Source organism: Stenotrophobium rhamnosiphilum (genome assembly GCF_003052265.1).
Classification (GTDB): domain Bacteria; phylum Pseudomonadota; class Gammaproteobacteria; order Nevskiales; family Nevskiaceae; genus Stenotrophobium; species Stenotrophobium rhamnosiphilum.
Genome location: NZ_QANS01000005.1, coordinates 363,666 through 388,851 on the forward strand (window position 1 = coordinate 363,666; position 25,186 = coordinate 388,851).

At 54.6% G+C, this 25,186-nt stretch carries 22 protein-coding genes; 8 read left to right on the forward strand and 14 right to left on the reverse strand.

Translation table 11 applies throughout. From position 1 onward, the window contains the following. Positions 1-85 precede the first annotated feature (85 nt). Positions 86-1,441 (reverse strand): UDP-N-acetylmuramate:L-alanyl-gamma-D-glutamyl-meso-diaminopimelate ligase, encoded by a 1,356-nt coding sequence (gene mpl, locus CJD38_RS14635; RefSeq protein WP_107941092.1) that lies wholly within the window; start codon positions 1,439-1,441, stop codon positions 86-88. Positions 1,442-1,540: 99 nt separating this feature from the next. Continuing rightward, positions 1,541-2,122: a hypothetical protein gene (locus CJD38_RS14640; RefSeq protein ID WP_107941093.1), complete on the reverse strand. Its 582-nt coding sequence runs from the start codon at positions 2,120-2,122 to the stop codon at positions 1,541-1,543. A 323-nt stretch (positions 2,123-2,445) separates the two neighbouring features. On the opposite strand from CJD38_RS14640, the gene rnd reads away from it, so the two are divergent. Then, complete coding sequence (gene rnd / locus CJD38_RS14645) at positions 2,446-3,543, forward strand: ribonuclease D (RefSeq protein WP_107941094.1); 1,098 nt, start codon at positions 2,446-2,448, stop codon at positions 3,541-3,543. A 75-nt stretch (positions 3,544-3,618) separates the two neighbouring features. Here rnd and CJD38_RS14650 read toward each other — a convergent pair whose 3' ends face one another. Further along, the gene (locus tag CJD38_RS14650; protein ID WP_107941095.1) at positions 3,619-4,179 is read right to left on the reverse strand and encodes an adenylate kinase; all 561 of its coding nucleotides are present in this window, start codon (positions 4,177-4,179) and stop codon (positions 3,619-3,621) included. Positions 4,180-4,510: 331 nt separating this feature from the next. Here CJD38_RS14650 and ppa point away from each other — a divergent pair, with 331 nt between their 5' ends. From ppa to CJD38_RS14670, 3 genes are all read left to right on the forward strand, one after another. Then, complete coding sequence (gene ppa / locus CJD38_RS14655) at positions 4,511-5,041, forward strand: inorganic diphosphatase (protein ID WP_107941096.1); 531 nt, start codon at positions 4,511-4,513, stop codon at positions 5,039-5,041. Positions 5,042-5,645: 604 nt separating this feature from the next. After that, positions 5,646-7,715, forward strand: coding sequence for a putative bifunctional diguanylate cyclase/phosphodiesterase (locus CJD38_RS14665; protein WP_161554254.1), 2,070 nt, complete (start codon positions 5,646-5,648; stop codon positions 7,713-7,715). Positions 7,716-7,781: 66 nt separating this feature from the next. Further along, the gene (locus tag CJD38_RS14670) at positions 7,782-8,009 is read left to right on the forward strand and encodes a TraR/DksA C4-type zinc finger protein (RefSeq protein ID WP_107941099.1); all 228 of its coding nucleotides are present in this window, start codon (positions 7,782-7,784) and stop codon (positions 8,007-8,009) included. Between the two features lie 102 nt (positions 8,010-8,111). Here CJD38_RS14670 and CJD38_RS14675 read toward each other — a convergent pair whose 3' ends face one another. The 7 genes from CJD38_RS14675 to ilvB form a co-directional block, all read right to left on the reverse strand. Further along, the gene (locus tag CJD38_RS14675; RefSeq protein ID WP_107941100.1) at positions 8,112-10,793 is read right to left on the reverse strand and encodes a DUF1302 domain-containing protein; all 2,682 of its coding nucleotides are present in this window, start codon (positions 10,791-10,793) and stop codon (positions 8,112-8,114) included. Between the two features lie 135 nt (positions 10,794-10,928). After that, on the reverse strand, positions 10,929-11,897 hold the full coding sequence (locus tag CJD38_RS14680) for an ABC transporter ATP-binding protein (RefSeq protein WP_107941101.1): 969 nt from the start codon (positions 11,895-11,897) through the stop codon (positions 10,929-10,931). Continuing rightward, a complete protein-coding gene (locus tag CJD38_RS14685) occupies positions 11,894-12,769 on the reverse strand; it encodes an ABC transporter permease subunit (protein WP_107941102.1) in 876 nt (291 codons plus the stop codon). Before CJD38_RS14685 ends, CJD38_RS14680 begins: the two co-directional genes overlap by 4 nt. Beyond that, a complete protein-coding gene (oppB, locus tag CJD38_RS14690; protein ID WP_107941103.1) occupies positions 12,766-13,689 on the reverse strand; it encodes an oligopeptide ABC transporter permease OppB in 924 nt (307 codons plus the stop codon). The genes CJD38_RS14685 and oppB overlap by 4 nt, the downstream gene beginning before the upstream one ends. Beyond that, positions 13,689-15,275 (reverse strand): peptide ABC transporter substrate-binding protein, encoded by a 1,587-nt coding sequence (locus tag CJD38_RS14695; RefSeq protein WP_107941104.1) that lies wholly within the window; start codon positions 15,273-15,275, stop codon positions 13,689-13,691. The genes oppB and CJD38_RS14695 overlap by 1 nt, the downstream gene beginning before the upstream one ends. A 101-nt stretch (positions 15,276-15,376) precedes the next feature. Continuing rightward, on the reverse strand, positions 15,377-16,294 hold the full coding sequence (locus tag CJD38_RS14700; protein ID WP_107941105.1) for an EamA family transporter: 918 nt from the start codon (positions 16,292-16,294) through the stop codon (positions 15,377-15,379). 15 nt (positions 16,295-16,309) lie between these two features. Continuing rightward, positions 16,310-17,971 (reverse strand): biosynthetic-type acetolactate synthase large subunit, encoded by a 1,662-nt coding sequence (gene ilvB / locus CJD38_RS14705; protein ID WP_107941160.1) that lies wholly within the window; start codon positions 17,969-17,971, stop codon positions 16,310-16,312. Positions 17,972-18,304: 333 nt separating this feature from the next. Between ilvB and CJD38_RS14710 the strand changes: the two genes are divergently transcribed. Then, positions 18,305-19,327 carry an AI-2E family transporter gene (locus tag CJD38_RS14710; protein WP_107941106.1) on the forward strand — a complete coding sequence of 341 codons (1,023 nt, stop codon included), beginning with the start codon at positions 18,305-18,307 and terminating at the stop codon, positions 19,325-19,327. On the opposite strand, the gene CJD38_RS14715 is transcribed toward CJD38_RS14710, so the two are convergent. Beyond that, positions 19,324-19,971: a trimeric intracellular cation channel family protein gene (locus CJD38_RS14715; RefSeq protein ID WP_107941161.1), complete on the reverse strand. Its 648-nt coding sequence runs from the start codon at positions 19,969-19,971 to the stop codon at positions 19,324-19,326. The two genes, CJD38_RS14710 and CJD38_RS14715, sit on opposite strands and share 4 nt — an antisense overlap. Positions 19,972-20,093: 122 nt before the next feature. On the opposite strand from CJD38_RS14715, the gene dinB reads away from it, so the two are divergent. Further along, positions 20,094-21,155, forward strand: coding sequence for a DNA polymerase IV (gene dinB, locus CJD38_RS14720; RefSeq protein ID WP_107941107.1), 1,062 nt, complete (start codon positions 20,094-20,096; stop codon positions 21,153-21,155). 6 nt (positions 21,156-21,161) lie between these two features. On the opposite strand, the gene CJD38_RS14725 is transcribed toward dinB, so the two are convergent. After that, a complete protein-coding gene (locus tag CJD38_RS14725; RefSeq protein ID WP_107941108.1) occupies positions 21,162-21,722 on the reverse strand; it encodes a YceI family protein in 561 nt (186 codons plus the stop codon). Positions 21,723-21,742: 20 nt separating this feature from the next. Further along, positions 21,743-22,285 (reverse strand): cytochrome b, encoded by a 543-nt coding sequence (locus CJD38_RS14730; RefSeq protein WP_107941109.1) that lies wholly within the window; start codon positions 22,283-22,285, stop codon positions 21,743-21,745. A 110-nt stretch (positions 22,286-22,395) separates the two neighbouring features. Between CJD38_RS14730 and CJD38_RS14735 the strand changes: the two genes are divergently transcribed. Both CJD38_RS14735 and CJD38_RS14740 read left to right on the forward strand, forming a co-directional pair. Continuing rightward, positions 22,396-23,121: an esterase/lipase family protein gene (locus CJD38_RS14735; RefSeq protein ID WP_107941162.1), complete on the forward strand. Its 726-nt coding sequence runs from the start codon at positions 22,396-22,398 to the stop codon at positions 23,119-23,121. A gap of 4 nt (positions 23,122-23,125) precedes the next feature. Further along, positions 23,126-23,743 (forward strand): DUF1294 domain-containing protein, encoded by a 618-nt coding sequence (locus tag CJD38_RS14740; RefSeq protein WP_161554255.1) that lies wholly within the window; start codon positions 23,126-23,128, stop codon positions 23,741-23,743. Between the two features lie 418 nt (positions 23,744-24,161). Here the strand turns inward: CJD38_RS14740 and dusB are convergent, their stop codons facing one another. After that, complete coding sequence (gene dusB / locus CJD38_RS14745) at positions 24,162-25,145, reverse strand: tRNA dihydrouridine synthase DusB (protein WP_107941111.1); 984 nt, start codon at positions 25,143-25,145, stop codon at positions 24,162-24,164. Positions 25,146-25,186: the final 41 nt, after the last annotated feature.

Sequence of the window (25,186 nt, forward strand, 5' to 3'; positions counted from 1 at the left end):
GAGAAAGCCGGGCCGCATTTCGCGGCCCGGCTTTTTTATTGCTTTACTCCCTCGCCCCGTTTACGGGGAGAGGGAGTAAAGAACGCTAGCCTTTAAGTGCGTCGACCAACTTCTGGTGAATCCCACCAAAGTCGCCATTGCTCATCACCACAATGCGATCGCCTTCGCGCGCTTCAGCTGCAATCGCCGCGATCAAAGGTTCGAGCGCCTGCTCTACGTGCAAACGTGAACCCACATCTTTCAGCGCAGATTTGGCGTCCCACTTGAGATCAGGTCGCGCGTATACAAAGCAGCGATCAGCATCACGCAAACTGCGCGCAAGTTCCTGTGCATGTGAACCCATGCGCATCGTGTTGGAGCGTGGCTCCAGCACGGCAAGTACACGACCACCCTGCTCTTTCACCGCGGCAAGCGTCACTTCAATCGCTGTTGGGTGATGCGCGAAATCGTCGTAAACCTTCACGCCGCGCGCTTCGCCAACCAATTCCAAGCGACGCTTCACGCTGTGAAACGCAGCAAGACCTTCAATCAATTTATCGAGCGAAGCCCCGACATGCGTTGCCGCAGCAAACGCTGCAAGGGTGTTGGAGCGATTGTGCGCACCCGCCATCGGCGTTTGCACGATACCTTTGGAACGCCCCTTCACATACAGCTCAAAGCCATCTTCACGTGGCTCCGCTTGCCATCCATCGACGTGATCGAAATGTTCGACCGAACTCCAGCAACCTTGCTGCAACACGTGTGCAAGATTGGCGTCGGTACCATTCACGACCAAGCGACCTTCGCCGGGGACGGTGCGAATCAGGTGATGAAACTGACGCTCAATCGCAGCGAGATCCGGAAAAATATCGGCGTGGTCGAATTCCAGATTATTCAGAATCGCCGTGCGCGGATGGTAGTGAACGAACTTGCTGCGCTTGTCGAAGAAGGCGGTGTCGTACTCATCCGCTTCAATCACAAAATATTTGGATTTGCCGAGGCGTGCGGACACGCCAAAGTTCACCGGCACCCCCCCGACCAAGAAGCCGGGCTCCAAACCTGCGTAATCGAGCAACCATGCGAGCAAGGAAGTCGTCGTAGTTTTGCCGTGCGTACCGGCAACCGCGAGCACGTGGCGACCTTGCAGTACGTTCTCAGCCAACCATTGCGGGCCAGAGATGTAAGGCAAGCCTGCATTGAGCACGTATTCCATCGCCGGATTGCCGCGCGTGACAACGTTGCCGACCACAACCACATCGGGCGCAGGCTGCAGATGCGATGGCTCATAGCCCTGCATCAGCGTGATGCCAAGCGCTTCGAGCTGCGTAGACATTGGTGGCCAAGCATTCGCATCTGAGCCGGTGACCTTGTAGCCCGCTTCGCGCGCAATCGCTGCGATACCAGCCATAAAGGTGCCGCAGATACCGAGAATATGAATGTGCTTGGGTTTAGCTTGGGACATCGACCTGACCTGATTGAACGATTGAAACCGCCACAGCGCTCCAATCGTTATTATTTATCCGCTTAGTTAATTTAGTTTAACAAATTTAAACAAAACCGATCAACTCACTGGCGCACCAAACAAGGCGCCTACAAACGTGCCGCCGACCACGCCAATGAACAGCATGACGCCAGCCGCAACAAAGCCGATCACAAAACCAACCCACATCGGCACGTTAGCCGCGTGACGGAAAATGTGCGCGGTAACAGCAAAGTTCCAGAAATTGAGCAGGTTCATTAGCAGCACAGGCAGCGTGGGCAATTTAATCGCCTCAGCATTCTTCATCGCTTCTGGATTTTTGGTCAGCTCCAGCAATTGCGGTGCTATCTGCGAGAACGGAATGACCGTAGCTAGCGTCAGCAAGAGCGTGGTGGCAAGCAGCGAATCAAACGTCTGCTGAAAGCGAGCGGTCAGATTGCGCAAGCGCAGCGTCCAGCGCACCACCAGCGCCATGCCGCCAATCATGGCGACAGCGATGCCTATCGCCATGCTCAGGGGCAAGACCTGCCCAAACACCAAGGCATTGGCTGTAGCGGCCAGCAACAAGAGCGCCGGACGAATGCCGATGGCATAGGGGAAATCCTGCGGTCCTGCGCGGAAAAACAGGATGCGGAGCGTGGGGGTGAGTACTTCGTTAAACATTTTTCAATCTTCAGCCTTCGATAGCCGATATTCTATGTGCTTTAGGGCGTGCTGGTCCTTATTTCACGTCAGCGCTGCCCCCTCAAAAATCGCCATGCAAGGCGCGACTGAGGAGGTTTAGTCGTTCTAAATAACGAAGGAGCAACGCGGCATGGCGATTTTTGAGGCAGCAGCCCGAAGGGGCGGAAGCCATTGGGCACATGGCCGCGTCATCGCTCGCTTACATAGTTCACTATGCCGCGCTAACTCTTCCTTGCCCTGCACCCAATGGCTCTCCGCCGCTGGCGCGAAATAAGGGCCAACACGCCCTAAGACCGAAGCTCATGCCCAATCACGTTTTTATCCAGACCGCCGACATTCTCCAAACCTATTTGGAACGCTGGGCCACGCGCCCTTGGTTGGCGGTGGACACCGAATTTGTCCGTGTCGATACCTATTACCCCAAGCTCTGCCTAGTGCAGATTGGCGACGGCGAGACCAGCGCCTGCATTGACGCGGTCACCATCAAAGACCTGAAACCGCTATTTGACCTGCTCAATCGCAAAGACATCCTCAAGGTGTTTCACGCCGCGAGTCAGGATCTGGAAATCTTTGTCGAACTCAGCGGCATCTGCCCTTCTCCAATCTTCGACACGCAAACCGCTTCCACAATACTGAGCCTCGGCGACCAAATGGGCTATGCCGCATTGGTGGAAAAACGCTGCGGCGTTGTGTTGGATAAAAGCCTGACGCGCACCGATTGGTCGCGTCGTCCGCTCACCGCGGCCGAGCTCGATTACGCTGCGCTCGACGTGCATTACCTCGCCGAAATTTATCCAGTGCTGCGTGAAGAACTCGCCACTGCAAATCGATTGGCGTGGCTGGAAGAAGATTGCGCACGCGCCTGCATCGCAGAAAATTATCTGAATGATCCCGCCGATGTTTGGCGTCGCCTTAAAGGTTTAGCGCGTCTAGCGCCACGCGCGCAGGTGATTGCTGCTGCGCTGGCAGAGTGGCGTGAAGTGGAAGCGCAAACACGTAATCGCCCACGTAAATGGATCATCGAAGACGATGCGATTTATCGCATGGCCGAACGCGCGCCAGAATCGCTGGAACAGATTGAAGCACTCAGCGTATTGCCACCGAAAACTTTTGCACGTCATGGCGAAGGTTTGTTGGAAGTGATCACTCATGCGCGCACGCTAGAGCCACGCACACTCGCAAGCGATGATCGCTTAGAGCCTGAAATCAAAGCGCGCGTTACCAAGCTGCAAGAACGTCTGCGCGCGATTGCTACAACGTTGCAAGTGCCACCCAGCACGCTGGCACCACGCGCTGATGTAGAAGCGCTCGCGCTATTTGGCGCAGAGGCAAAGGCCAATGTATTGATGGGCTGGCGGCGTGATGTGGCTGGAACTGAGCTACTGAAACTGTTGGTTTAACTCACATTCGCACAAAACGAAAAAGCCGCGAGCAATCGCTAGCGGCTTTTTGCGTACTAATTTTAAACGTGCTGTTTAGAGCGCGTCGATGATGCGATCAAAAATTTCGTCGAGCGAACCAATACCATCAACGTCCACCAGTTTGTGCTGATGCGCGTAGAAGTTCAGCAGCGGCTTGGTCTCGCCGTTGTAAACTTCAATGCGATGACGAATGACATCTTCCTTGTCATCAGCGCGGCCTTCTTTCTTGGCGCGATCAAGCAAACGGGCAACAATTTCTTCGTCAGCAACAGCCAAGTGAACTGAACGGCTAACAGGTGGCTGGCCGAGACGCTCCAACATGCCATCCAACACCTTGGCCTGCACAACGTTGCGCGGAAAGCCATCAAGGATGAAGCCATGTGCCGTATCCGGCTGCTGCAGGCGCTCTTCAACGATACCGATCACGATCTCATCAGCCACCAACTGGCCAGCGTCCATTGCGGCCTTGGCCTTGACGCCCATTGGGGTGCCGGCCTTAACAGCGCCGCGCAGAGCGTCGCCAGTCGAAATCTTGGGGATTTTGTAATGCGCAACCAGCTTCTCGCCTTGGGTGCCCTTTCCTGAGCCGGGCGCACCCAGCAGAACAATTCTCATGTTTTAACTATCTCTTTGACTTGGAGTTCTGTTTATCCGCAGCCTGTTTTGCCGAACGGCCGGCTGCTTTGGGTAGAAATTACCTGCTGGCCCTCCCTACGTCAACGCACTTTGTGGCTCGCAGTAGGCTTTCTCCATTAAACTAAGGGCTTATATCGCCATAAAACCAAGCCCTTTCCGGATGCCACAATGCCCTCCATGCCCCGCGGGGCGACATTGCGGCGGTCAACGAAACTGCGCGTCCGTACCGGAAAAATGGCGGCGTTTAAGCAACACTATTTTTTGTGCCGCGCACGCGCGGATTTTAAGTCACTGACCAAGAGGCAACATCATGGGTATTGAAGCACTGGGCCCGGGCGAAAAGGCCCCCAACGAGTTTTACGTCGTCATCGAAATCGCCGCTAACGCTGGCCCGGTGAAGTACGAAGTGGATAAAGAAAGCGGCATGTTGATGGTTGATCGCTTCATGAACGTGTCGATGCACTATCCAGCCAACTACGGCTACATTCCTAAGACCCTCGCTGGCGACGGCGATCCGACCGACGTGCTGGTGCTGACGCCGTTCCCGATCGTGCCTGGCTGCGTTATCAAGTGCCGCGCTGTTGCCGTTCTCGACACCGTCGACGAAAAAGGCACCGACGCCAAGCTGCTCGCCGTGCCGACCGACAAGGTTTCAACCAAGTACTACGAGAACATCAAAGACATCGGCGACGTTCCGCCACGCCTGCTCAACGAGATCAAGCACTTCTACGAACGCTACAAAGATCTGGAAGAAGGCAAGTGGGTGAAGGTTGCTGGCTGGCGCGATGCAGCGGCGGCTCGTGAGGAAGTTGTGAATGGTATTAAGGACTACAAGGGCTAAGTATTGGCCTTGTGGTGCATGAAGGGCGAGGCTTTGGCTTCGCCTTTTTTGTTTTTGGGCCGCCTGTTGAATATGCCGTTAGCTGTCGCTTCTGGGTGGTCTTTTGAGTAGGCTGACGCGGGAAAGGGGCGTTCCTGCGCGGCCATTAAATGGTGCCATTTAGGCTCCCACCAATCCCGCTCCTGCGCGGCCTTTAAGACAGGCCTGTGCTTAATGAGAGAATCCCGTTCCTGCGCATCCATGCGCCCACGGGATACAGTACGTCCTGTACATAAAAAAACCCGGCTTTGGGCCGGGCTAAATAATTGCGACGACTTGGGGGTAACATCGCATTTAAGGGGAGCGAAATTGCTTCCGCTCGAGCACAGATTGCGCTTGCGGAATTTAGCTCGCAATAGACAAAAACTACTGTCCTCACGGGACAAGTCGTACACTGACAATTACCCGGCAATGGCGCATGATCGCAAGCATTGGATATCTTAAAAAATATTCACTTTCGCCATAACTTGTTGCCCTGATCACCAAGCATTTAGCGCGAGAAAGAATGCCTTTCAATTTTGAAAAAATGACTGTCAGGGCAAAGCTTCTACTGATGGTTGCTTTGATGAACGGCCTGCTTGTTTTGGCAGGCGCATTTGTTCTTGCGCGTTTGTTTTTTGTTGCGACGAATTACGAAAACTTTCGCGAACACACCGTTCATTTTTCCAACATTAATTCAGTCGCCGAAGATCTCAGCAATCTTCAAGGAACATTGAATCTTGGGCTGCGCGCCAGCTTGACTACAGACGGCGCTTGGCCTGCCGAGGCCACCGCGCCACTGACCGACGAACTCAAAAGCCTGCGCACGCGCATTCGCTTGTTGGGTCAAGATCAAGAACAAGACACCAAAGAAATCGTTACCGCCGTTAGCAGTTTGGCCGACAGCGTTGAGCAAGCGTTGGCACTGCAACCTCGCGATCCGAAAGCCGCGAGCGTCGCGTTTTCGCAGTTGACTGACGAGCGCATGCCCGCCGTTTGGAAGCTGATGCTGGGCACCACGCGACAAGGCCTCACAACCGTCGATGTAGCGCAAGCCAAAATCACGCACGGAGACGTTCTCGCCCTGCAATATGGTTTGGTTGGCATCGGCTTGGCGTTGCTTGCTGGCCTCGGTATTTCCTACGGCATTTTTGATTCAGTGATACGCCCCATCGGCGATATGCACCGCACGCTTCTGCAAGTGCTCTCTGGCGATTTTCGTGGTGTGAGTTTGCCGCGTCGCGAAGATGAAATCGGCGCTATCGGCCGCGTGATTGAAGACATCAAAGCGCGCAGTGAACATGTTCACCGACTCGCTTATTACGACAATCTGACTGGTCTGCCGAACCGGCTACGACTTTCACGCGACGTTGGCGAAATCACGCGAGGTGCTGGAGATCAGCGCACCTTCGCCGTCATGCTAATTGGCATTGATCATTTTTCTGCGATCAGCTCAGGCTTCGGCCCTCGCTATGGCGATGAAGTGCTTCGCCAGATCGTGAAGCGCATTGAACCGCGCCTCGGCAGAGACGGAAAACTCTATCGCTATAGCGGTGACATCTTTGCCTGCGCACTCCGCGAGTGCGCCAGCGACCAAGAGATTCAGGGCATCGCTGAAGATCTGGCGCAGCTGATTACGGCTGACTTCCAGACGCCAATTCACGCTGGCGAACTCGACACCACACTCACCGTAAGTATTGGCGTTGCGTTATCACTGCAAACTGAACGTCCCGATGAAATTCTGACGGAAGCAGAAGCCGCATTGCTGGAAGCGAAAAAGGGCGGCGGCAATGCCACCGTCACAACGGTGCGCCAGCATTCAGAACAATTCCGCCGTCGCCTCAAGCTCGCTGATGACATTCGCAAAGGTATCGACGCGAAGGAATTTGAACCGTTCTATCAACCCGTTGTTGATGTTGAACGCGGCGTCACGGTGGGTGCAGAAACTTTGGTGCGCTGGCGCCGTGCTAACGGGCAGATCATGATGCCCGCCGAGTTTATTTTTGTCGCTGAAGAAAGTGATCTCATCCGCGGCATTACCAAACTCATGGTTAACCGCGCTTGCTCAAACTTCGCAGAATGGAATGCACAAGGGCGTGATCTGCGCGTTTCATTCAATGTCTCAGCGCGCCTGGTGCAGGTTGGCCTGAAAGAAATTATCGTGGATGCGCTGCAGCGCTCCGGGCTCCCGCCGGACTCGCTGGAGATGGAAATTACTGAAACCGTACTCATCGGCAACCAGAGCGAGGCCGAAAAACTGCTGCAAGACCTGAAAAAACTGGGCCTACGTCTGTCGCTAGACGATTTTGGCACCGGTTATTCGTCTATGGGCTATTTGAGTCGGTTCCAAGTTGATAAAATAAAGATCGACGCAAGCTTCGTTAAATCGCTTGCTGCTGGTGACAAGCAACGTGAAGTCGTTGCCAGCATTGTCCGACTTGCAAACCGTTTGAACATCGACGTGGTTGCTGAAGGAGTCGAAACGGTGGAGCAAATGCAACAACTCCGCGCCATGGGCTGCAAGCTCATGCAAGGCTGGTTGTTTGCTGCAGCATTGCCCGCACCGGATTTCCCACGATGGGTCGATTCAACGGGCGTATTGCTCGATGAACTGACACGCCAAAACAAGATGCCTACTGCAATCCGGGGCCTGTAGAAACGGCCAGCAGCGCAAAACGCTGCGTAGATGGATAGCAGGCTTTTAAATGATTAGGAGATTTAGATGGTTGATGACGCTGATATCAGCTCAGAAGTAGAAGAGATTGCCCGCGCCAACTCCTTGGCCGCATTGATGCGCAAAGCACCCACTGCAGAATCGCTGACCGAATGCGAAGAATGCGGAGAAGATATTCCCGAAGCACGCCGCAAGGCCGTAGCTGGCTGCAAACGCTGCATCGATTGTGCACGCAAAGCTGAGAAGACCACTGACCGCATGTTTCCGCAAAGCTAGTTTTAGCTTCGCCATAATTCGCAGTTCGCTCAAACCGAGCGCAGGCAGCACAAACAAAAACACCCTCTTTCGAGGGTGTTTTTTATTGCAACCGTTCGACGCTTAGAACTGGTACTTCACAATCGCGCGCGCTGCATCACGATCCATCAGCAAGTTCTTATCGCCACCGCCAGTGATCCAGTTATAGCCCAAACCAATTGAGAATGCCGACTTGTAACGCGTCGTTACCAAGATGTCGAAAACCTTGCGGCCGCCGAGGAAGTTGCCACCAGGGCCAGGTGCGTTGCCATTGACGTCATGCTTCGCCGTAACCTGCGATTCGATACTGATGCCCGGCAACACGCTCTCATAACGAATCAGAGCGACGAGGTTGTAGCCCCAAGCAAACTTGTTGGCGAAATCGCCGAGTGGAGCTTGATGCGGGTTAAAGCGCAGACCGTCTACGCCATCGCTGCCAGGAGAGTTAGCCTTCGAAACGCAGTAGTGCTTATTGCCAGCGCAAGCCTGCTGCGAACCATCAGCGCCTGAACCATCGGCACCCGCAGTCGCGGAGGTGTACGTGCTGCCTTCAGCAATGATCTGCAACTCGTCTCTGTCCGGAATATCCGCCCAGTTCGCGCCAACTTCATACAGCATCAAAATCTGGTCAGCCGCGATGAGGGCCGGCACCGTATCCGAAGCACCCCAAACCTGCGTTGCGCCCAAGTCGAACTGTGCCGTCTTGAAGCGCTCGTAACCCTGAATGTAGCCAACATTTTTGCGGTCCAGTGGCTTGGAGAAATCGGTCGGCGAGTTTTCGCCAATCAAACCACCACGATACGGAATGATGTAGTTCGGGAATGAACGAGCCGAACCGTCAGCATGACCAACAAGCAGCGTGAAGGTATCGCAACCGGAACCGTAGTTAGTGCCAATACCAAGGCCAGGCGTACAGCCGGACGTTACGTCGCTAGGACCATAATCAACTGCACTCGTTACTGTCTGAGCGAGATTGCCCAAAAGAGCCTTGAGCGTCGAGGTTAATTGCGTTGCATTGGTGATCTGCGAAACCAAATCTGGGCTCGTCAGCGCTGTACCAATGCAATTGCCGCGATGGCATGACGTCAACGTCGGGCCGAAAGCTGCAAACAACACGTCAACCGGATTGACCTGCAACGGCGCATTTGGACGATACGCAACTTCGCCTTGCAGCGAGATGCTACCAACGGTGGTGTTGAAGCTGGCGCCGATCAAGTGAATGTTGCGTGGATATTCAATCCAGAGCTTGGCGGTATCAAGCGGTACAGCATCGCTAAACAGTGACTGCCCCGCTGCGTTCATCGAAGGCACGCCCGGCAGTGGGCCAGAAGACGCTGGATCACCTGGCTGCCACTTCACGCTGCCCGGATGCAGAATGTCTGCGAGCAAAGGAATGTTGGAGCAAGCTGCACCAAACGTCGCGGTGTCAAAAGCATTGAGGCCCGTGCCGCCGCTCAGAGACGGCAAGCTATTGCCAGCAAGGCTCGGATCCCAACCGTTGATCGAGTCAGCACCGCGTGCGCAGCTGGCGCGCGTTGCAAAGGCACTCGCGAACGGCAAGCGCGAGTGATAGTTCATGTAGTAGAGACCCAAGCCCGTACCGTTGTTCAACCATTCGGCGTAGTACTTCAGCGCAATGCCGTACTGGCCCGTGCCATTGGGTTTGTCATCTTTAATTTTGCCGACGTGAGCAGAAGACGGCGTGATGCCGCTCAAAGGGTTGTCTTGCAAGTAACCCAAACCATAAGGGTCATCTGCGGCAGTACCAAAGCTCAGGTTAGCGCCACCTGAAGCATTGTTGGTACCGACGATGTCGTTACCCGAATAAAAGCTGCCAGCTGCCGGAGCTTCTAGTGGTTTCCACTCATATTGGTAAAAGGTTTCAACGGTGAGGCCTTCATAAACGTCAGCACTGAGGAACGCCATGCCGACCGGAATAAAGACTTCTTCAACTTGGAAACCCATGCGGTAGAAGTTGTTGGCATTAACCGGGTTCGCCGAGTTGATCGAGTTGATCACGTTGAGCGTACTTTCGCCCCAGTTCACAGTTTGGCGACCGAGCTTGAAACCAACTTCGGTATCAAACACTGGCACCTTGCCGTAAACGTAGGCATCGAGCAGCTGTAAATTGGTGCCAACCTGTTCAAGCGTTGCGCCGTTATTGCGGCGGCTTTTAACAACTGCGCCCTTGGGAACAACCTTGCGTGGCAAGCCGCTTGGATCATCAACGCGCAGAGAATCGATGTTCTCTGGCGTGATCATGTTGGGGTGGTATTCGGTGAAGTTGTTGTTCACCTGATCATAGAAATACAGAGCCTTGGCAAAAAAACCATAGTCTTTGTAGGTCAATGAAAGATCTTGTGTGATCTTGCCGACAGCAGAAAAAATGTCGTGTTTTTTGTAGTTGAGGTCGCCGTCGTCGTTGTTCATCGAGAACGCACCACGAGCAGCAGCAGCCGTTGCTGCTGGGTGCAGGCCGCCGGGAATCGACGCCGAACCCTGATTCTTGAACGTGCCTTGGCAGATCTGCTGACCGGCGCAAACATCAGGATTAAGGTTGCCCTTACCGACGATGTTGCTGGATTGATTCTGCATACGCATACCAACGCCGACAGTCAGCGTTGTATTGAGCGTTCCTGCAATGTCTTCATCGTTGAACGGAACCGTGAACTCCAGTGCCGACGCGAGCGGTGCATAGCCCGCAGACAGACAAAGGACAAGTCCACCCAATGAAACGGCCCAACGAGATGAAGCATGAATGCTCATCAGATTCTCCCCACGCACGTGTTAGGCCAAATCTATGGCCATTTATTTTCATGTACCCGGTCGCACCTGTAGTGCGCCGCGTATCTCACGAGTGGAAATTAACAGCTAATTCGGGACTTACGCAACATACCGCACTCATTTTTTACATAGGGAGACAGCGTGACAAGCGCACTGTCGACCAGCGCTTGTCTCGAGGTCTGGCATTTGGCGATTACAGCGATCAAAAGCCAGCTCACAGCGCGGCGCAAACGGGCAGCCAAATATGCGCTCAATCGGTGATGGCGGCGCTCCGGCAATCACTGGCAAATCACGCTCAACGTCCATATCCAATCGCGGACGCGAGGCAATCAGCGCTCGGGTATACGGATGTACAGGGTCTGTGAGCAACGCCCTACAAGGCCCCTGCTCCATCGCGCGACCGCCGTACATGACTAATGAACGGTCACAAACTTCAGCCATTACGCCAAGATCATGGGTAATCAGGATTAGCGATAAACCAAATTCGCGGCGCAGTTCCACCAACAGTCGGAGAATCTGCGCTTGAACTGTCACATCCAAGGCCGTCGTCGGCTCATCAGCAATCAACAGCTGCGGCCGACATAGCAAAGCCATGGCGATCATCACGCGCTGACGTTGCCCACCTGAAAGCTCGTGTGGATAGTGCTGCAACCGCGCCGTGGCATCAGGAATATGCACCGCCTGCATCATGCGCGCCGATTCCGCCATCGCCTGCTGCCAAGACTGGCCACGATGTGACACCAGCACTTCAGCCAGTTGCGTACCAATACGCAGATGCGGATTAAGCGCCGTCATTGGATCTTGAAAGATCATGCCGATGCGTTGACCGCGCACTTTGAGCATGTCCTGCGCCGATAGACGCAGCAGATCTTGGCCGTCGAACAGAACCTCGCCATCCACCGCAGCATTGCGTGCCAATAAACGCAGAATCGCCATCGCGGTCTGGCTCTTGCCAGATCCTGACTCGCCGACAATGCCGAGCGTCTCTCCAGTAGCCAAAGTAAAACTAAGATCCGTCACCGCACGCACAACACCATCGGCGGTGTTGAAGCTGACGCTGAGATTTCTGACGTTGAGCAAGCTCATCGATCTTTCGGATCCAGCGCGTCGCGCAAACCATCACCGATGAAATTGAAGCAGAACAACGTCGTCGCTAAAAATGCAGCAGGGAAAATCAACGCCCATGGCGTAGCTTCCATCTCGCGCGCGCCATCGTTCACCAACATGCCCCAACTCGTCGCTGGCTCTTGCACGCCGAGTCCAAGAAAACTCAAGAATGACTCAACCAAAATGACTTGCGGAATAGTGAGCGTGGCGTAAACCACAACCACGCCGAGCAGATTGGGAACGATGTGATGACGGATGATCGCGCCCGATCCAAGGCCAGAAGTCACCGCAGCAGCAACGAATTCTTTCTGTCGTAGCGACAGTGTCTGCCCGCGCACGATGCGCGCCATGTCCAACCAATTCACCGCACCAATCGCGACAAAAATTAGAACGAGATGATGGCCAAACAAAACCATCAGCAAGATCACAAAAAACATGAAGGGCATCGCATAGAGAATATCGACGATACGCATCATCACGTTATCGATGCGGCCGCCGTAGTAACCCGCGACTGCACCCCAAGTCACGCCGATCAGCAAAGACACCAGCGTCGCGACGAATCCAACTAATAGTGAGATACGCCCACCTTGTAAGGTGCGCGCAAACAAATCACGGCCAAGGCTATCGGTGCCAAACCAATGCGAACCACTCAGGCTTGGTGCTGCCCCCCAATCGCCATCAAAGTCGATGTAGTCATAACTCCAAGGCGCAAACCAAGGACCGACAATCACCAGCGCCACCAGCGCGCCTAATACGATCATCGCAACCAATGCCGCACGATTGCGTCGCAAGCGACGCCACGCGTCTTGCCAGAGGCTGCGTCCTTGTTCTGGTTGAGGCAGACGACTCATTGCGGTCTGGCCCTCGGATCGAGCACGCCATAAAGCAGATCGACCAAGAAGTTAAACAAGATCACCAGCACGCCGTAAAAAATCACCACGCCCATCACCACCGTGTAATCACGGTTGAGTGCTGCGGTCACAAAGTAACGACCAATTCCAGGAATACCAAAAATCTGTTCGATCACCACCGAGCCCGTAATGATGCCTGCGCTTGCGGGGCCCAGATAAGACAGCACAGGCAACAGTGCTGGGCGCAGTGCATGGCGCAAAATCACGACGCGCTCAGACAAACCTTTAGCACGCGCAGTACGAATGTAAGGCGCGTGCAAAACTTCAATCATGCTGCCGCGCATCAAGCGCGCGATGTAAGCGACTTGCGGTGCAGCTAACGCCAACACGGGCAACACCAAGTTGGACAACGCGCCATCATTCCAACCGCCTGCGGGCAGCCAACCTAACGTCACAGCAAACAAAAGAATCGCCAGCGGCGCGAAAACATAATTCGGAATAGAAATCCCAACCATCGCCAAGGTCATCACGCCGTAGTCAATCACACCGTTTTGCTTCAACGCGGCGACGATGCCTAGTGCGCCACCAAGCAAGAGTGCAAGCAGCATCGCCAAGCCGCCAATCTTTAAAGAGACAGGAAAGCCAACGGCGATCAGTTCATTAACACTGCGATCCCCATACTTAAACGAGGGCCCAAGATCACCCTGTGATAACGCAGTCAGGTAACGTCCATATTGCTTCCACAATGATTCATCAAGGTGATAAGCCTGCTCCAACTTGGCACGCACCTCTGGCGACACATCACGCTCGCGATCAAACGGTCCACCGGGCGCCGCACGCATCATGAAGAACGTCAGCGTGATCAGAATCAGCAATGCGGGGATCGCGCTCAACAATCTTATGAATGCGTAGCGAAGCATTAGTGCGCCAAGACCTTCATGTTCTTGGTGTAGTGGTGATCCATGATGTTGCCTTGCCAGCCGACGACGTAGGGCTTGGCCAAGCGCTTATTCACATAGAAATAAAGTGGGATCATTGGCTGGTCTTCCAGCATCAGATGCTCGGCTTGCTCCAGATATTGCATACGACGAGTCGCGTCGATTTCAGTTGCTGCTTGTTCCAATAAGCTGTCGTAATTCACATTGACATAGCCCATATCGTTGCGGCCGTTTTTTGAATACAGCAATTCGGAAAACGTATAGGGATCGTTGAAGTCCCCAATCCAGCCTGATCTGAATGCTTGCGTGATTTTCTTCTGCGTACGATCACGCAGGAAAACCTTGAATTCCTGATTCACCAAACGCGTCTTTACACCTAAATACTGTTTCCACATCGCAGCGATAACCAGCGCAATCTTCTTGTGGTCTTCGCTGGTGTTGTAACGAATCTCCACCTCGACTGGATTCGCAGCAGAGTAGCCGGCTTCTGCATACAAGCGACGCGCTTCTGCCAAACGCTTTTCACGCGGCCATGCGCCCCACTCTGCTGTTTGCTGTTTGTATCCGGGAATCGGAGGCACCCAGCTATACGCAGGCAACTCGCCAGTTCCAATCACCTTTTTAACAATGACTTCGCGATCTATCGCCAGCGACAGTGCACGACGCAGCTTAGGATTGTTCTTGAACGGTGGCTGCGTCAGATTGAGGCCGTAGTAATACACGCCCAGATACGGCGAAACGCGAAATTCCTGCGGAATATTTTTCCTAATCCAACGCACCTGCGTCACAGGCACAGATTCCGTCCAATCAATTTCGCCCGCGCGATAACGCTTGAACTCAGAACTCAGATCTTCTGTGGCGTGGTAGTAAACGCGCTCAATTGTTGTATGGGCGTCATCCCAATATTGGCGATTGCGCGAGAGCAGTACATGCGATTGCACCACCCACTCCGTCGCTTTGTACGCGCCATTGCCGACAATGTTCTCGGCACGAAATGCACGCGCACCATATTTTTCGATGCTGGGACGATGCACCGGATAAGTCGAAGCGTGATTCAACAAGCCAAGAAAATACGGCGTGACTGCTCGCAATCGAATCACAAGCGTGTGTGCATCAGGTGCAAAAACCGCAAGACGTGACGGCGGCAGCTTGCCCGTCGTCACCTCTGCTGCATTCTCAATCGGCTCAAGAATCGAAGAGTAATTGGAAGCCGTTGCCGGATCGGCGCTGCGCTGCAAGCTGTAGACAAAATCGCTCGCCGTCAGCGCATCACCGTTAGACCAGCGTGCGTTTTCGCGCAGGTGGAAGGTATAGGTTTTACCGTCTTCGCTTAGCTCCCAGCTTTGCGCAACACCGGGAATCAAGTGGCCATCAGGCGCTTCACTCGTCAACCCTTCAAACAGATCGCGAAGAATGTTCGAAGTGTTCACGCCCTCCGCACGATGCGGATCTAGCGCTTCTGGTTCAGGACCATTTCCCTTATGCAGTACCTGCTCGCGCGCCAGCGTCTGCGACCACGCGGTGGTGCAGCTCAGCAATAAGGTCAGGGCGAGAAAGAGTGAACGCATGCGGGATGATTAAATTATTTCCACTTTTGTTATGCCGCACATCATTGCTTGGCACTCACGACTAAATTGCCAGAGCTGCCAACATCTCACAAGCCCAAAGTTCAGGCTTTACGTCGCCTCGGCGTCAGCGTCACCAGCAACACCGCTGCGAGAATGACCAAAGTGCCGATGACCTGCGTTTGGGTCAGCGTTTCATCCAGAATCAGCCAGCCCATCAACACCGCGACCGCTGGATTCACATACGCATAAGTGCCGAGTAGCGCCGGAGTCACTTGCTGTACCAGCCACACATAAGCAGCGTAAGCGATACAGGAACCAAACACGATCAGGTAGGCCATGGCCAACAGCGAGCGCGGCTCCCAACGAAGTTGCTCCTGTTCGCCCATCAGCAAACCCGCGATGGTCATCACGATGCCCGCAGTCAGCATCTGTAATGCCGCCGTCATCAATGGCGTATTCGAGACAGGATGTCGGCGCGAGTGTACGGAGCCCACTGCCCATGTGATCGGCGCAAACAACAGCGCGGCATACGCCATCAGTGGCGCTGAGCGGGCCGAGAGGCCGCCGCCAACTAACACCGCCACACCCGCAAAGCCGATCAGCAATCCGGCAATCGTTAGTGGCCGCAGTTTCTCGCCGCTATTGCCAAACGTGCCGAACCACGCGATCCACAAAGCGCCAGTCGCGACGATCAAGGCCGCCTGATTCGACGGCACCCATTGCTCGCTATAGGTCACAAGGCCGTTGCCGCCGATCAACATCATTGAACCGGTAAAAACAATGTTGAACCAATCACGACGAGTTGCGGGCAGCCGATGTCCACGCGATAAGGCGTAAATCAGAATCAAGGTTCCTGCGATATCAAAACGCAGTCCCGCACAAAGCGCAGGCGGAATTGATTCCACCGCCACACGAATAGCGAGGTACGTAGAACCCCAAACGATGTAGACGATGGCGAATGCCAACAAGATTTTCGTCTTGTGGTTGCTAGCGATTGCGATGGAAGACTGAGTACTCATGTTGAATTATAGTCATTAAGCATCTATCGCCTCCGTATTCGCCTTGCCCGAAAACACCATCGGCATCACATGATGCTGCATGGTCACCGGCACGCGGATCAAACAGGGGCCCGGCACTTCAAATGCTTCTTGCAACGCGATGCGCGCATCTTCGGTTTCTTCCAGATCAATTGCCGGAACACCGAAGGCTTGCGCCAAGGCGCACAAATCCGTCGGCCGCTGGAATTGCGAAGCCGTATTCGAGCCGTAGAACAAGGTCTGCTGCTGATGCACCATGCCGAGCGCCGCGTTATCGAGCACAACGATCTTCACATTGAGATCGAGTTCCGCCAACGTCGCGAACTCTTGCACGTTCATCAACAAGCTGCCGTCGCCGCTAAAACAAACGGCCAAGGTATCGGGCAAAGCCAAGGCCGCACCAATGGCCGCAGGCAAACCAAAACCCATCGTGCCAAGGCCACCAGAAGTGAGCCAACGATCAGGGCGCTGGAATGGATAGCTCTGCGCCACCCACATCTGGTGCTGTCCCACGTCGGTGGTCACGGCCGCATCAGGCCCAACGATTTCGGCAACGGCGCGCACGATGCCGTAAGGCGTCCGCGGATCGTGCAAGCCCGGCGTACGCAGCGGCATCTGTCGTCGCAAAGCGGCAACGTGCAACAACCAATCGTTACGCATCTGCGCTTTCACCAAAGGCCACAGCGCACGCAAGGCTTCACCCGCGTCCGCCTCAATCGCGAGCGTTGGCTTTTTGATTTTTCCGAATTCGCGACGATCCACATCAATGTGAATGATTTTGGCGTTAGCGCAAAAGCGATCCACACGACCCGTCGCGCGATCATCAAAGCGCGCGCCCACAGCAATCACGAGATCCGCATCGTCCATCACCTGATTGGTAAAGCGCGCGCCATGCATGCCCAACATACCCAGCGCGAGTGGATGACCAGACGGCATCGCGCCCAGCGCCATCAACGTTGCAGCAGCAGGCAACGCAGCACGCTCTGCCAATGCGAGTGCATCAGCCTGCGCACGCGCTTTCACCACTCCACCACCGAGATACAACACGGGGCGCTTGGCGGCATCAATCATCGCCGCAGCTTCTGCGATCAGTGCGTGATCCAATATTGGCATTGCGTAAGCGCGACCCGGCGCGGGCAAATCACTGATGGTGATGCGCTCAATCTGCACGTCCTTGGGAACGTCGATCAACACTGGCCCAGGACGCCCGCCTTCGGCAATGCGAAAAGCTTCGGGAATTAAATCGAGCAAATCACTCGCACTTCGCGCGATGAAGTTGGCCTTGGTGATGGTCTCAGCCAAGTAGCCGGTCTTCACTTCTTGAAACGCATCAGTGCCCATCAGATGTCGTGACACCTGACCAGTGATGCAAACCATCGGAATCGAATCGGCCTTGGCATCCGCCAATGCAGTGAGCAAATTAGTGACGCCGGGGCCAGACGTGGCAATGCACACCGCAGCGCGACCAGTGACACGCGCCATGCCCTGCGCGATAAAGCCTGCGCCTTGTTCATGACGTGCGAGGACGTGGCGAATCTGCGTGCTCGCGCCCAAGGCCTGATAAAGCGGCAGCACTGCGCCACCCGGAATGCCAGCGACGATCTTTACGCCCTGACGTTCCAGCAATTGCACGATGAGTTCTGCGCCTGAGATATCCATGTTCGTTTCCTTGTCGAGTAAACCCGAGGAGAAAACCGGCGCGGAAATGAAGAACCCCCCGCCGGTTTGCACCGGCGGGGGGCTGTTTAATGCAAGCAGCGTCCCTTACGGTGCGTCGGTAACGACGACCAGTGCGAGGACGACTACAATATGCTGCATGCGATTCATTTAAAAAATTACGGCTGCTTAGGTATGGCAGGGCGCGGAGTATAGCCGCGTGGCCTGACGCATCTCAAGCGGCCATCGGCGGCCGAGCCCACTGTGTTAGCTTTGCCCGAAACTCTGCAGCGACTTTAGCTGTCTGATTCCCCTACATAACCTGCAACAGATTCCATGACCTCACTCTCCCCAGACAGCATCACCCGCTCCGACCTTTTCACCTGGTTCGCCGCTGCCGTGGTGCTTGGCCTGACCCTGCAACTGCATCTGCTGTCTGCACTGATTGCTGGCCTGTTGGTTTATGAATTGGTCCATGTGCTGGCCTCGCGCCTGCGTGAGCGCCAAGTCGGCAGCGACCGCGCCAAATTATTGGCCGTGGCATTAATCGCAATCTTTGTCGTGGCTGCGATCACCGCTGCTGTCCTCGGCATCATCACCTTCTTACGTAACGGCAATGACAGCTTGCCGGCTCTGCTACAGAAATTGGCAGACATCATCGAGGCTTCTCGCGGGCAATTGCCGCATTGGTCATTGGAATACATTCCGTCTGACGCTGACGAACTACGCATCACCATCACCGAATGGTTACGCAAGCACTCGGGCTCACTGCCGCTCGCTGGCACCACGCTGGCAAAAATCACTGCTCACATTCTGATTGGCATGGTTGTCGGCGCGCTGTTGGCCTTGAAGCCATCGATGTCGCTAGAAGCACGTCGCCCCGTCGCACGCGCAATTGCGGATAGCACTGCCCGCTTGGGCAATGCGTTCCGTCGCGTAGTGTTCGCACAAGCTTGGATCGCCAGTATCAACACGGTGTTCACCGCAATTTATTTGGCGGTCGTGTTACCGATGCTGGACATTCATTTGCCGCTGATCAAAACGATGATTGCGGTAACGTTCCTTGCGGGTCTGATGCCGATCCTGGGCAATCTCATTTCCAACACCGTGATCGTGCTGGTGAGCTTGAGTGTGTCGGTTCAAGTCGCCGTCGGCTCTTTGGCGTTTCTGATCAGCGTGCATAAGCTGGAATACTTCCTCAACGCACGCATCATCGGCTCGCACATCCGCGCGCAGGCTTGGGAATTACTCATTGCGATGGTGATCATGGACGCCATGTTTGGCATCCCCGGCCTAATTGCCGCGCCGATCTTCTACGCTTTTGCCAAAGACACGCTGACGGAAAAAGGGCTGATCTAGTCGTCGCCTTTTTTGTCGTCACCATGACGACCATGATCCTGCAGGCTGAATACCGGCAGCTCTAAATTCCAGACGATCGCGGCCAAGCGCAAGCCCACCACGATCGCCATGCCTGCAAGTGCAGGCACTGTCGGATCAAGATCAAAATTCTTCAGCAGGACAAATCCTGTCGCACCGGCGATAGCTGCCGTGGCGTAGATGTGTCCCTTGCGCAGAATCATTGGAATCTCTGCACACAGCACATCGCGCAGCACACCACCAAACACACCGGTGATGACTGCCATCATCACCACAACCACACCATCGACACCGGCCTCATAAGCGATGCGCGCGCCCGAGATGGTGAACAGCGCAAGACCAAAAGCATCTGCAACCAACAACAAACGCTCGGGTGGTTTGAAGTAGCGCACATAGAGCAAGGTAAACAGTGCGGCGGCGATGGCAACAATCAGATAACCAGTATGCGCAATCCAAAACACAGGATGACGATCCAGCAACAGATCACGCAGTGTGCCGCCACCAATCGAAGTCGCGATGGCAATCACCACCACACCAAGTAAATCGAGACTGCGACGGCCAGCCGCAAGCGCGCCAGAAATCGCACAAACCGCGACACCTGCATAGTCGAGAGCAAACTGAACCATCATGGCCTTCGATCCCCCTGAATAATGGCGCGAGACTATCATTTCGTCAGCGCATTACAACGCCAAGGGCTTACCATAGACCTATCTTTTAACGCGTAATTCCGCCCCCCGCCAACACTCGCATGTCTCAACGCAAAATCGTTCACGTCGACATGGATGCGTTCTACGCATCGGTGGAGCAGCGCGACGACCCAACGTTGCGCGGGCGACCTGTCGTTGTTGCATGGCGAGGCAGTCGCTCAGTGGTTTGTGCAGCGTCTTATGAAGCACGAAAATTTGGCGTGCGCTCCGCTATGCCTGCCGTGCGTGCTGAACGTTTATGTCCAGAGGCTGTTTTCGTCCCGCCTGATTTTGTTCGTTACCGCGCAGTATCAAACGCAGTGCGCGCGATCATGTTGCAGCACACGGAACTCGTGGAGCCGCTATCTCTGGACGAGGCGTATCTAGACGTCACCGAGAACAAGACTGGCCTGCCGACGGCGACACGCGTAGCAAGTTCGATCCGCACGCAGATTCGTGAGGAACTAAAGCTCACCGCGTCCGCAGGCATCGCGCCCAATAAATTCCTCGCGAAGATTGCATCGGACTGGCGCAAGCCAGATGGCCAGTTTGTGATTCAACCAGCAGACATCGACACTTTTCTCCCGCCGCTACCCGTAGGCCGCTTACCCGGCGTTGGCAAAGTGATGGAAGAGAAGCTCAAAGAAATGGGCGTTGCCACCGTCGGCGATCTACGCGAGCTGACCGCAGTGGCGCTTGAGCAACGCTTCGGCCGCTACGGCGTCCGCCTGCACAATCTTTCACTCGGCATTGATCACAGCGAAGTGAAGCCTGATCGTCCGACACAATCCATCTCTGCTGAAGACACTTTTGCAGAAGATGTTTTGATCACCGCGCTTGAGCCCACGATTCGCAGCATGGCTGAGAAAACCTGGAAGGCTACACGCAAAACTTCACGCATCGGTCGCACTGTCGTTCTCAAACTCAAGACGTCAGATTTTAGAAGCCTCACACGCAGTCACACACCGGCATCACCGCCTTCATCTTGCGAAGTGCTGACAGAGATTGCGCTATCACTGATAGATCGCGTTGACGAAGACCCGCAGCAACGCTATCGACTTGTTGGCGTTGGCTTGAGTAATTTCAGTGAAGCCGAAGAAGTACAAGCCAAACTATTTGAGTAATCGCTATCAACGTTTTGTCGCGGCCGCTGGAGCGACAACGAGATGGAATTTAACCAGCACATCATTGGCAACAATATCAACGGCACTCCACTCGCCTTCGCCAATCTTGTAGTCGCCGCGCTTGAGGGTGAACTGTCCGTCGACGATGGCATTCGCGCCCTGCTCTTTATATTCAAAAGGCACCGTCACCTCTCGGCTCGCACCCTTAATGCTGAGCGTGCCCGTCGCCTGATAACGTCCGCCACCTAAAGCTTTGACGTTTTTGCTGACGAAACGCGCTTGTGGGAACGCAGCGGCATTAAGCCAGATGGGCTTGATCACTTCAGGATCAGCCTCTTCATAGATGCTGATGCTCGCGATATCAACCAACATCTCGATGCTGGAGGTTTCTGGCTTGGCCGCGTCGAAATTAATTTTTCCGCTGAATTTCTTAAAGCTGCCATCCATCGACACATTCATTTGCTTGAACGCGAAGGCGATGCGGCTGCCCGCAGTTTGCAAGGTGCGTTCTGCGGCAAACGTTGGGAAACTCATGCATAAGGCCAAGGCAAAAATTAATGCGCGCATCTTTAACTCCTGAAACTGATTTATTTAGACCGCGGCTTCATGCCGGGCACCATTCGCGCCAGCACATCGTCGCGATCGATGAAGTGATGCTTAAACGCAGCCAATACGTGCACCGCGACAAAAGCCAAAATGATGAAGCCCAGTGCTTCGTGAACTTCAGACAATGCTTTCCCCAGCGGCGGGCTCTTGTAGAGCAGATCGGGGAGCGGAATCACGCCAAACCAAACCGTCTGAATACCTTTGGCCGAACTCATCAGCCAGCCACTGAGTGGCATCGCCAACATCAAGATGTAGAGCACCCGATGCATCCCCTCCGCCGCGCCGCGCTCTAATTTGGACATATGCGTCGGCAAGGCTGGCGGCGGATTCATCAAGCGCCAAGTCAGGCGCAGTAGCACCAGGACAAAAATCGTCACGCCGGTCCACTTATGCCAAGACACCAACTGTAGCTTGCTCGGGCTTAGCGGCAGGTCATGCATATAAAAGCCGACCGTAAATGCCCCACTCATCAGGGCAAATACCAGCCAGTGCAGCGTTTTAGCGATTCCGGTGTAACTCTGCATGGGTAACTCCACTTGGCAATATGGCCATGCTAGGCCCGCGCTTAGGCCGCGACAAGCGCAAAGATCTGACCGCATAATGGCCGCCATCGTTCCGTCTCAGGAAAATGAACATGGCCGTTCAAGCACAGCGCGAAGATGAAGTTTCCGTCGCAGCACCCTCGAAGCTCCTGCTCCTCTTAGAAGGCCGCGCGTTTGCCGAATTCGGCAGCATGATGCTGACACTGCCATGGCTGCGGAAACTCCCGCATGGCGATGGCCACCCAGTGATGCTGGTGCCGGGCTTTGGCACCACCGATGGCTCGATGCAGCCTCTACGCCGCGTACTGCAAATGCTCGGCTACAAAGTCTACGGCTGGAACCAAGGCCGCAATCTGGGTATGCGCAAAGGCATGCGAGAAAAACTCGCCACACATCTGCAAGACATTCACCTCCGACACGATGACCGCAAAGTCACGCTTATCGGCTGGAGCCTCGGCGGCGTTTTCGTCCGCGAGATGGCACGTGCGCAGCCTGAGTTGGTGCGTCGTGTCATTACCCTGGGCAGTCCGATCAACGGACATCCGAATGCCAACAATGTGGATGGTCTGTTCCGCTTTGCGAATCGCAAGAATCCGCCGAAATTAGATTGGGATGGTTTCCAACGCCGTCGTATAGCACCGCCTGTTCCTTGCACTGCGATTTACAGCAAGACAGATGGCGTCGTCGCGTGGAAGTGTTCTCTGGAAGAACCGGCGGAGAATACGGAGAACGTGGAAGTGTTTAGTAGCCACTTTGGGCTTGGGTTTAATCCGCAGGTTTTGAAGGTAATTGCGGAGAGGTTGGCGCAGTCGGAATAAACGCGTGCGTTATCAAGGAAGAATTACTAAGTGGAACGACGACAAAGGATTTGGTTTTGTCGTCCGACATGGAGATGAAACTCTTGTCTTCGTTCATATAAAAGCATTCGCGAGAGGGGCACCGCGCCCTCAAGAGAATGACATCATTACCTATGAAATAGGCAAGGATGAAAACGGGCGCAATCGAGCTGTCAGGGTCGCCTTCCCACGTAGAATCGACTCAGTCGATACAACCCAATCTGAACTAGGCTGGGTTGCCATTTGTTTTACTATGATTTTTCTAAGCCTTCTGATTTACGCAGTTTCTTCAGGCCGTATATCGCTATACATTCTCTTCATGTATACGGCTGCCAGCCTCCTCGCATTCATTGTTTACGCATGGGATAAATCTTCAGCCCGCAACAACGATTGGCGAACATCAGAATCAACGCTGCTTTTTTTCGGGCTTATATGCGGTTGGCCTGGCGCATTTATGGCGCAGCGTCTTCTTCACCATAAGAACAAGAAAAAAACTTTTCAGAATGCGTTTTGGATAACGGTTGTATTCAATATATTCGGCTTGGTGTTGCTCACATCAGATGCAGGGTTAACTGCTTTGCGTAATTTGTTTGGAGTCTGGTAACGCAGCGCGTAGGCTGGGGTTGAAGCGGAGCGAAACCCAGCAGCAACTCTAATCGGCAAGATGCTGGGTTTGGCTTCGCGGCAACCCAGCCTACGATCACTTCCGCTTGTAGCGAATGTGCCGCGAGCATTCATCGCTCGTACAAATGCTGAAGCGGTTACCTGTTTCTCGCATAGAGCGAGTAAACAGCGACCGTATCGACTCCATTCCCATCAAAGCACAAGTGGATTGAGGTGCTTTCTTTGGTTACTTTCTTTGCACCAGCAAAGAAAGTAACACGCACCACAGTGCGGAACACGCCACCTCAATCAGAGCAGGCAGCAGCCCGCGAAGCGCGCACAAAACGGTGGGTTTCGCTACGCTCTACCACCCCACATTCAGCGCAATATGAACAGCGTGCGCACGGCGCACCCTACGATCACGCAGCTGTGGCGTAACCGATATCACCATCAAAGAACGCAGCAACCTTTGCGCGTTGCTCCGAAGCATCCGTCACGCGATTAATCGCAGTCCAAAACGCTTCGCGCCCTTCTTCATCCTGGCAATACCACTGAATGTGCTTACGCGCGACACGCAAGCCGCGGCCTTCGCCGTAGAAGGAATATAGATCGTCGAGATGCTCCAGCAACCAGCGACTCACTTCAAAGCGCGATGGCGCAGCAAGTTTTTCGCCCGTCGCAAGATAGTGCGCAATCTCGCGGAAAATCCATGGTCGACCTTGTGCCGCACGACCAATCATCACGGCATCGGCCTTGGTGTAATCGAGCACGTAACGTGCACGCTCTGGCGTTGAGATATCCCCATTCGCAAGCACAGGAATGCTCAACGCTTGTTTGATCGCAGCAATGGTGTCGTACTCAGCGTCGCCTTCGTAGAGATCTTGTCGCGTACGACCATGCACCGCGAGTGCAGCGATGCCGCTGTCTTCTGCGATACGTGCAATCACCAAACCATTTTTATGTTCACGCGCCCAGCCGGTGCGAATCTTTAGCGTCACCGGCACGTTCACGGCTTTGGCAACAGCAGCGCAAATCTCGCCAACGAGTTTTTCGTCTTTCATCAGCGCAGAGCCAGAATCGACCTTGCAAACTTTCTTGGCCGGGCAACCCATGTTGATGTCGATGATCTGCGCGCCATGATCGACATTGAATCGCGCCGCGTCGGCCATCATCTGCGGGTCGTACCCTGCGATTTGCACACTCACAGGCTCGGCTTCACCCGCATGATCACGACGAAGTCGCGACTTCTCGGTGTGCCACAGCGTGGCATCGGCAATCGTCATCTCGGACACGCACAGACCCGCACCGAGCTTCTTGCAGAGCTGGCGAAACGGGAGGTCTGTAACGCCCGCCATCGGTGCAAGCACCACGGGCGGGTCGATGAGATAAGGGCCGATTTGCATGTGCGTATTGTCGGGGATTTTGATCCCCTACAACAGCATGG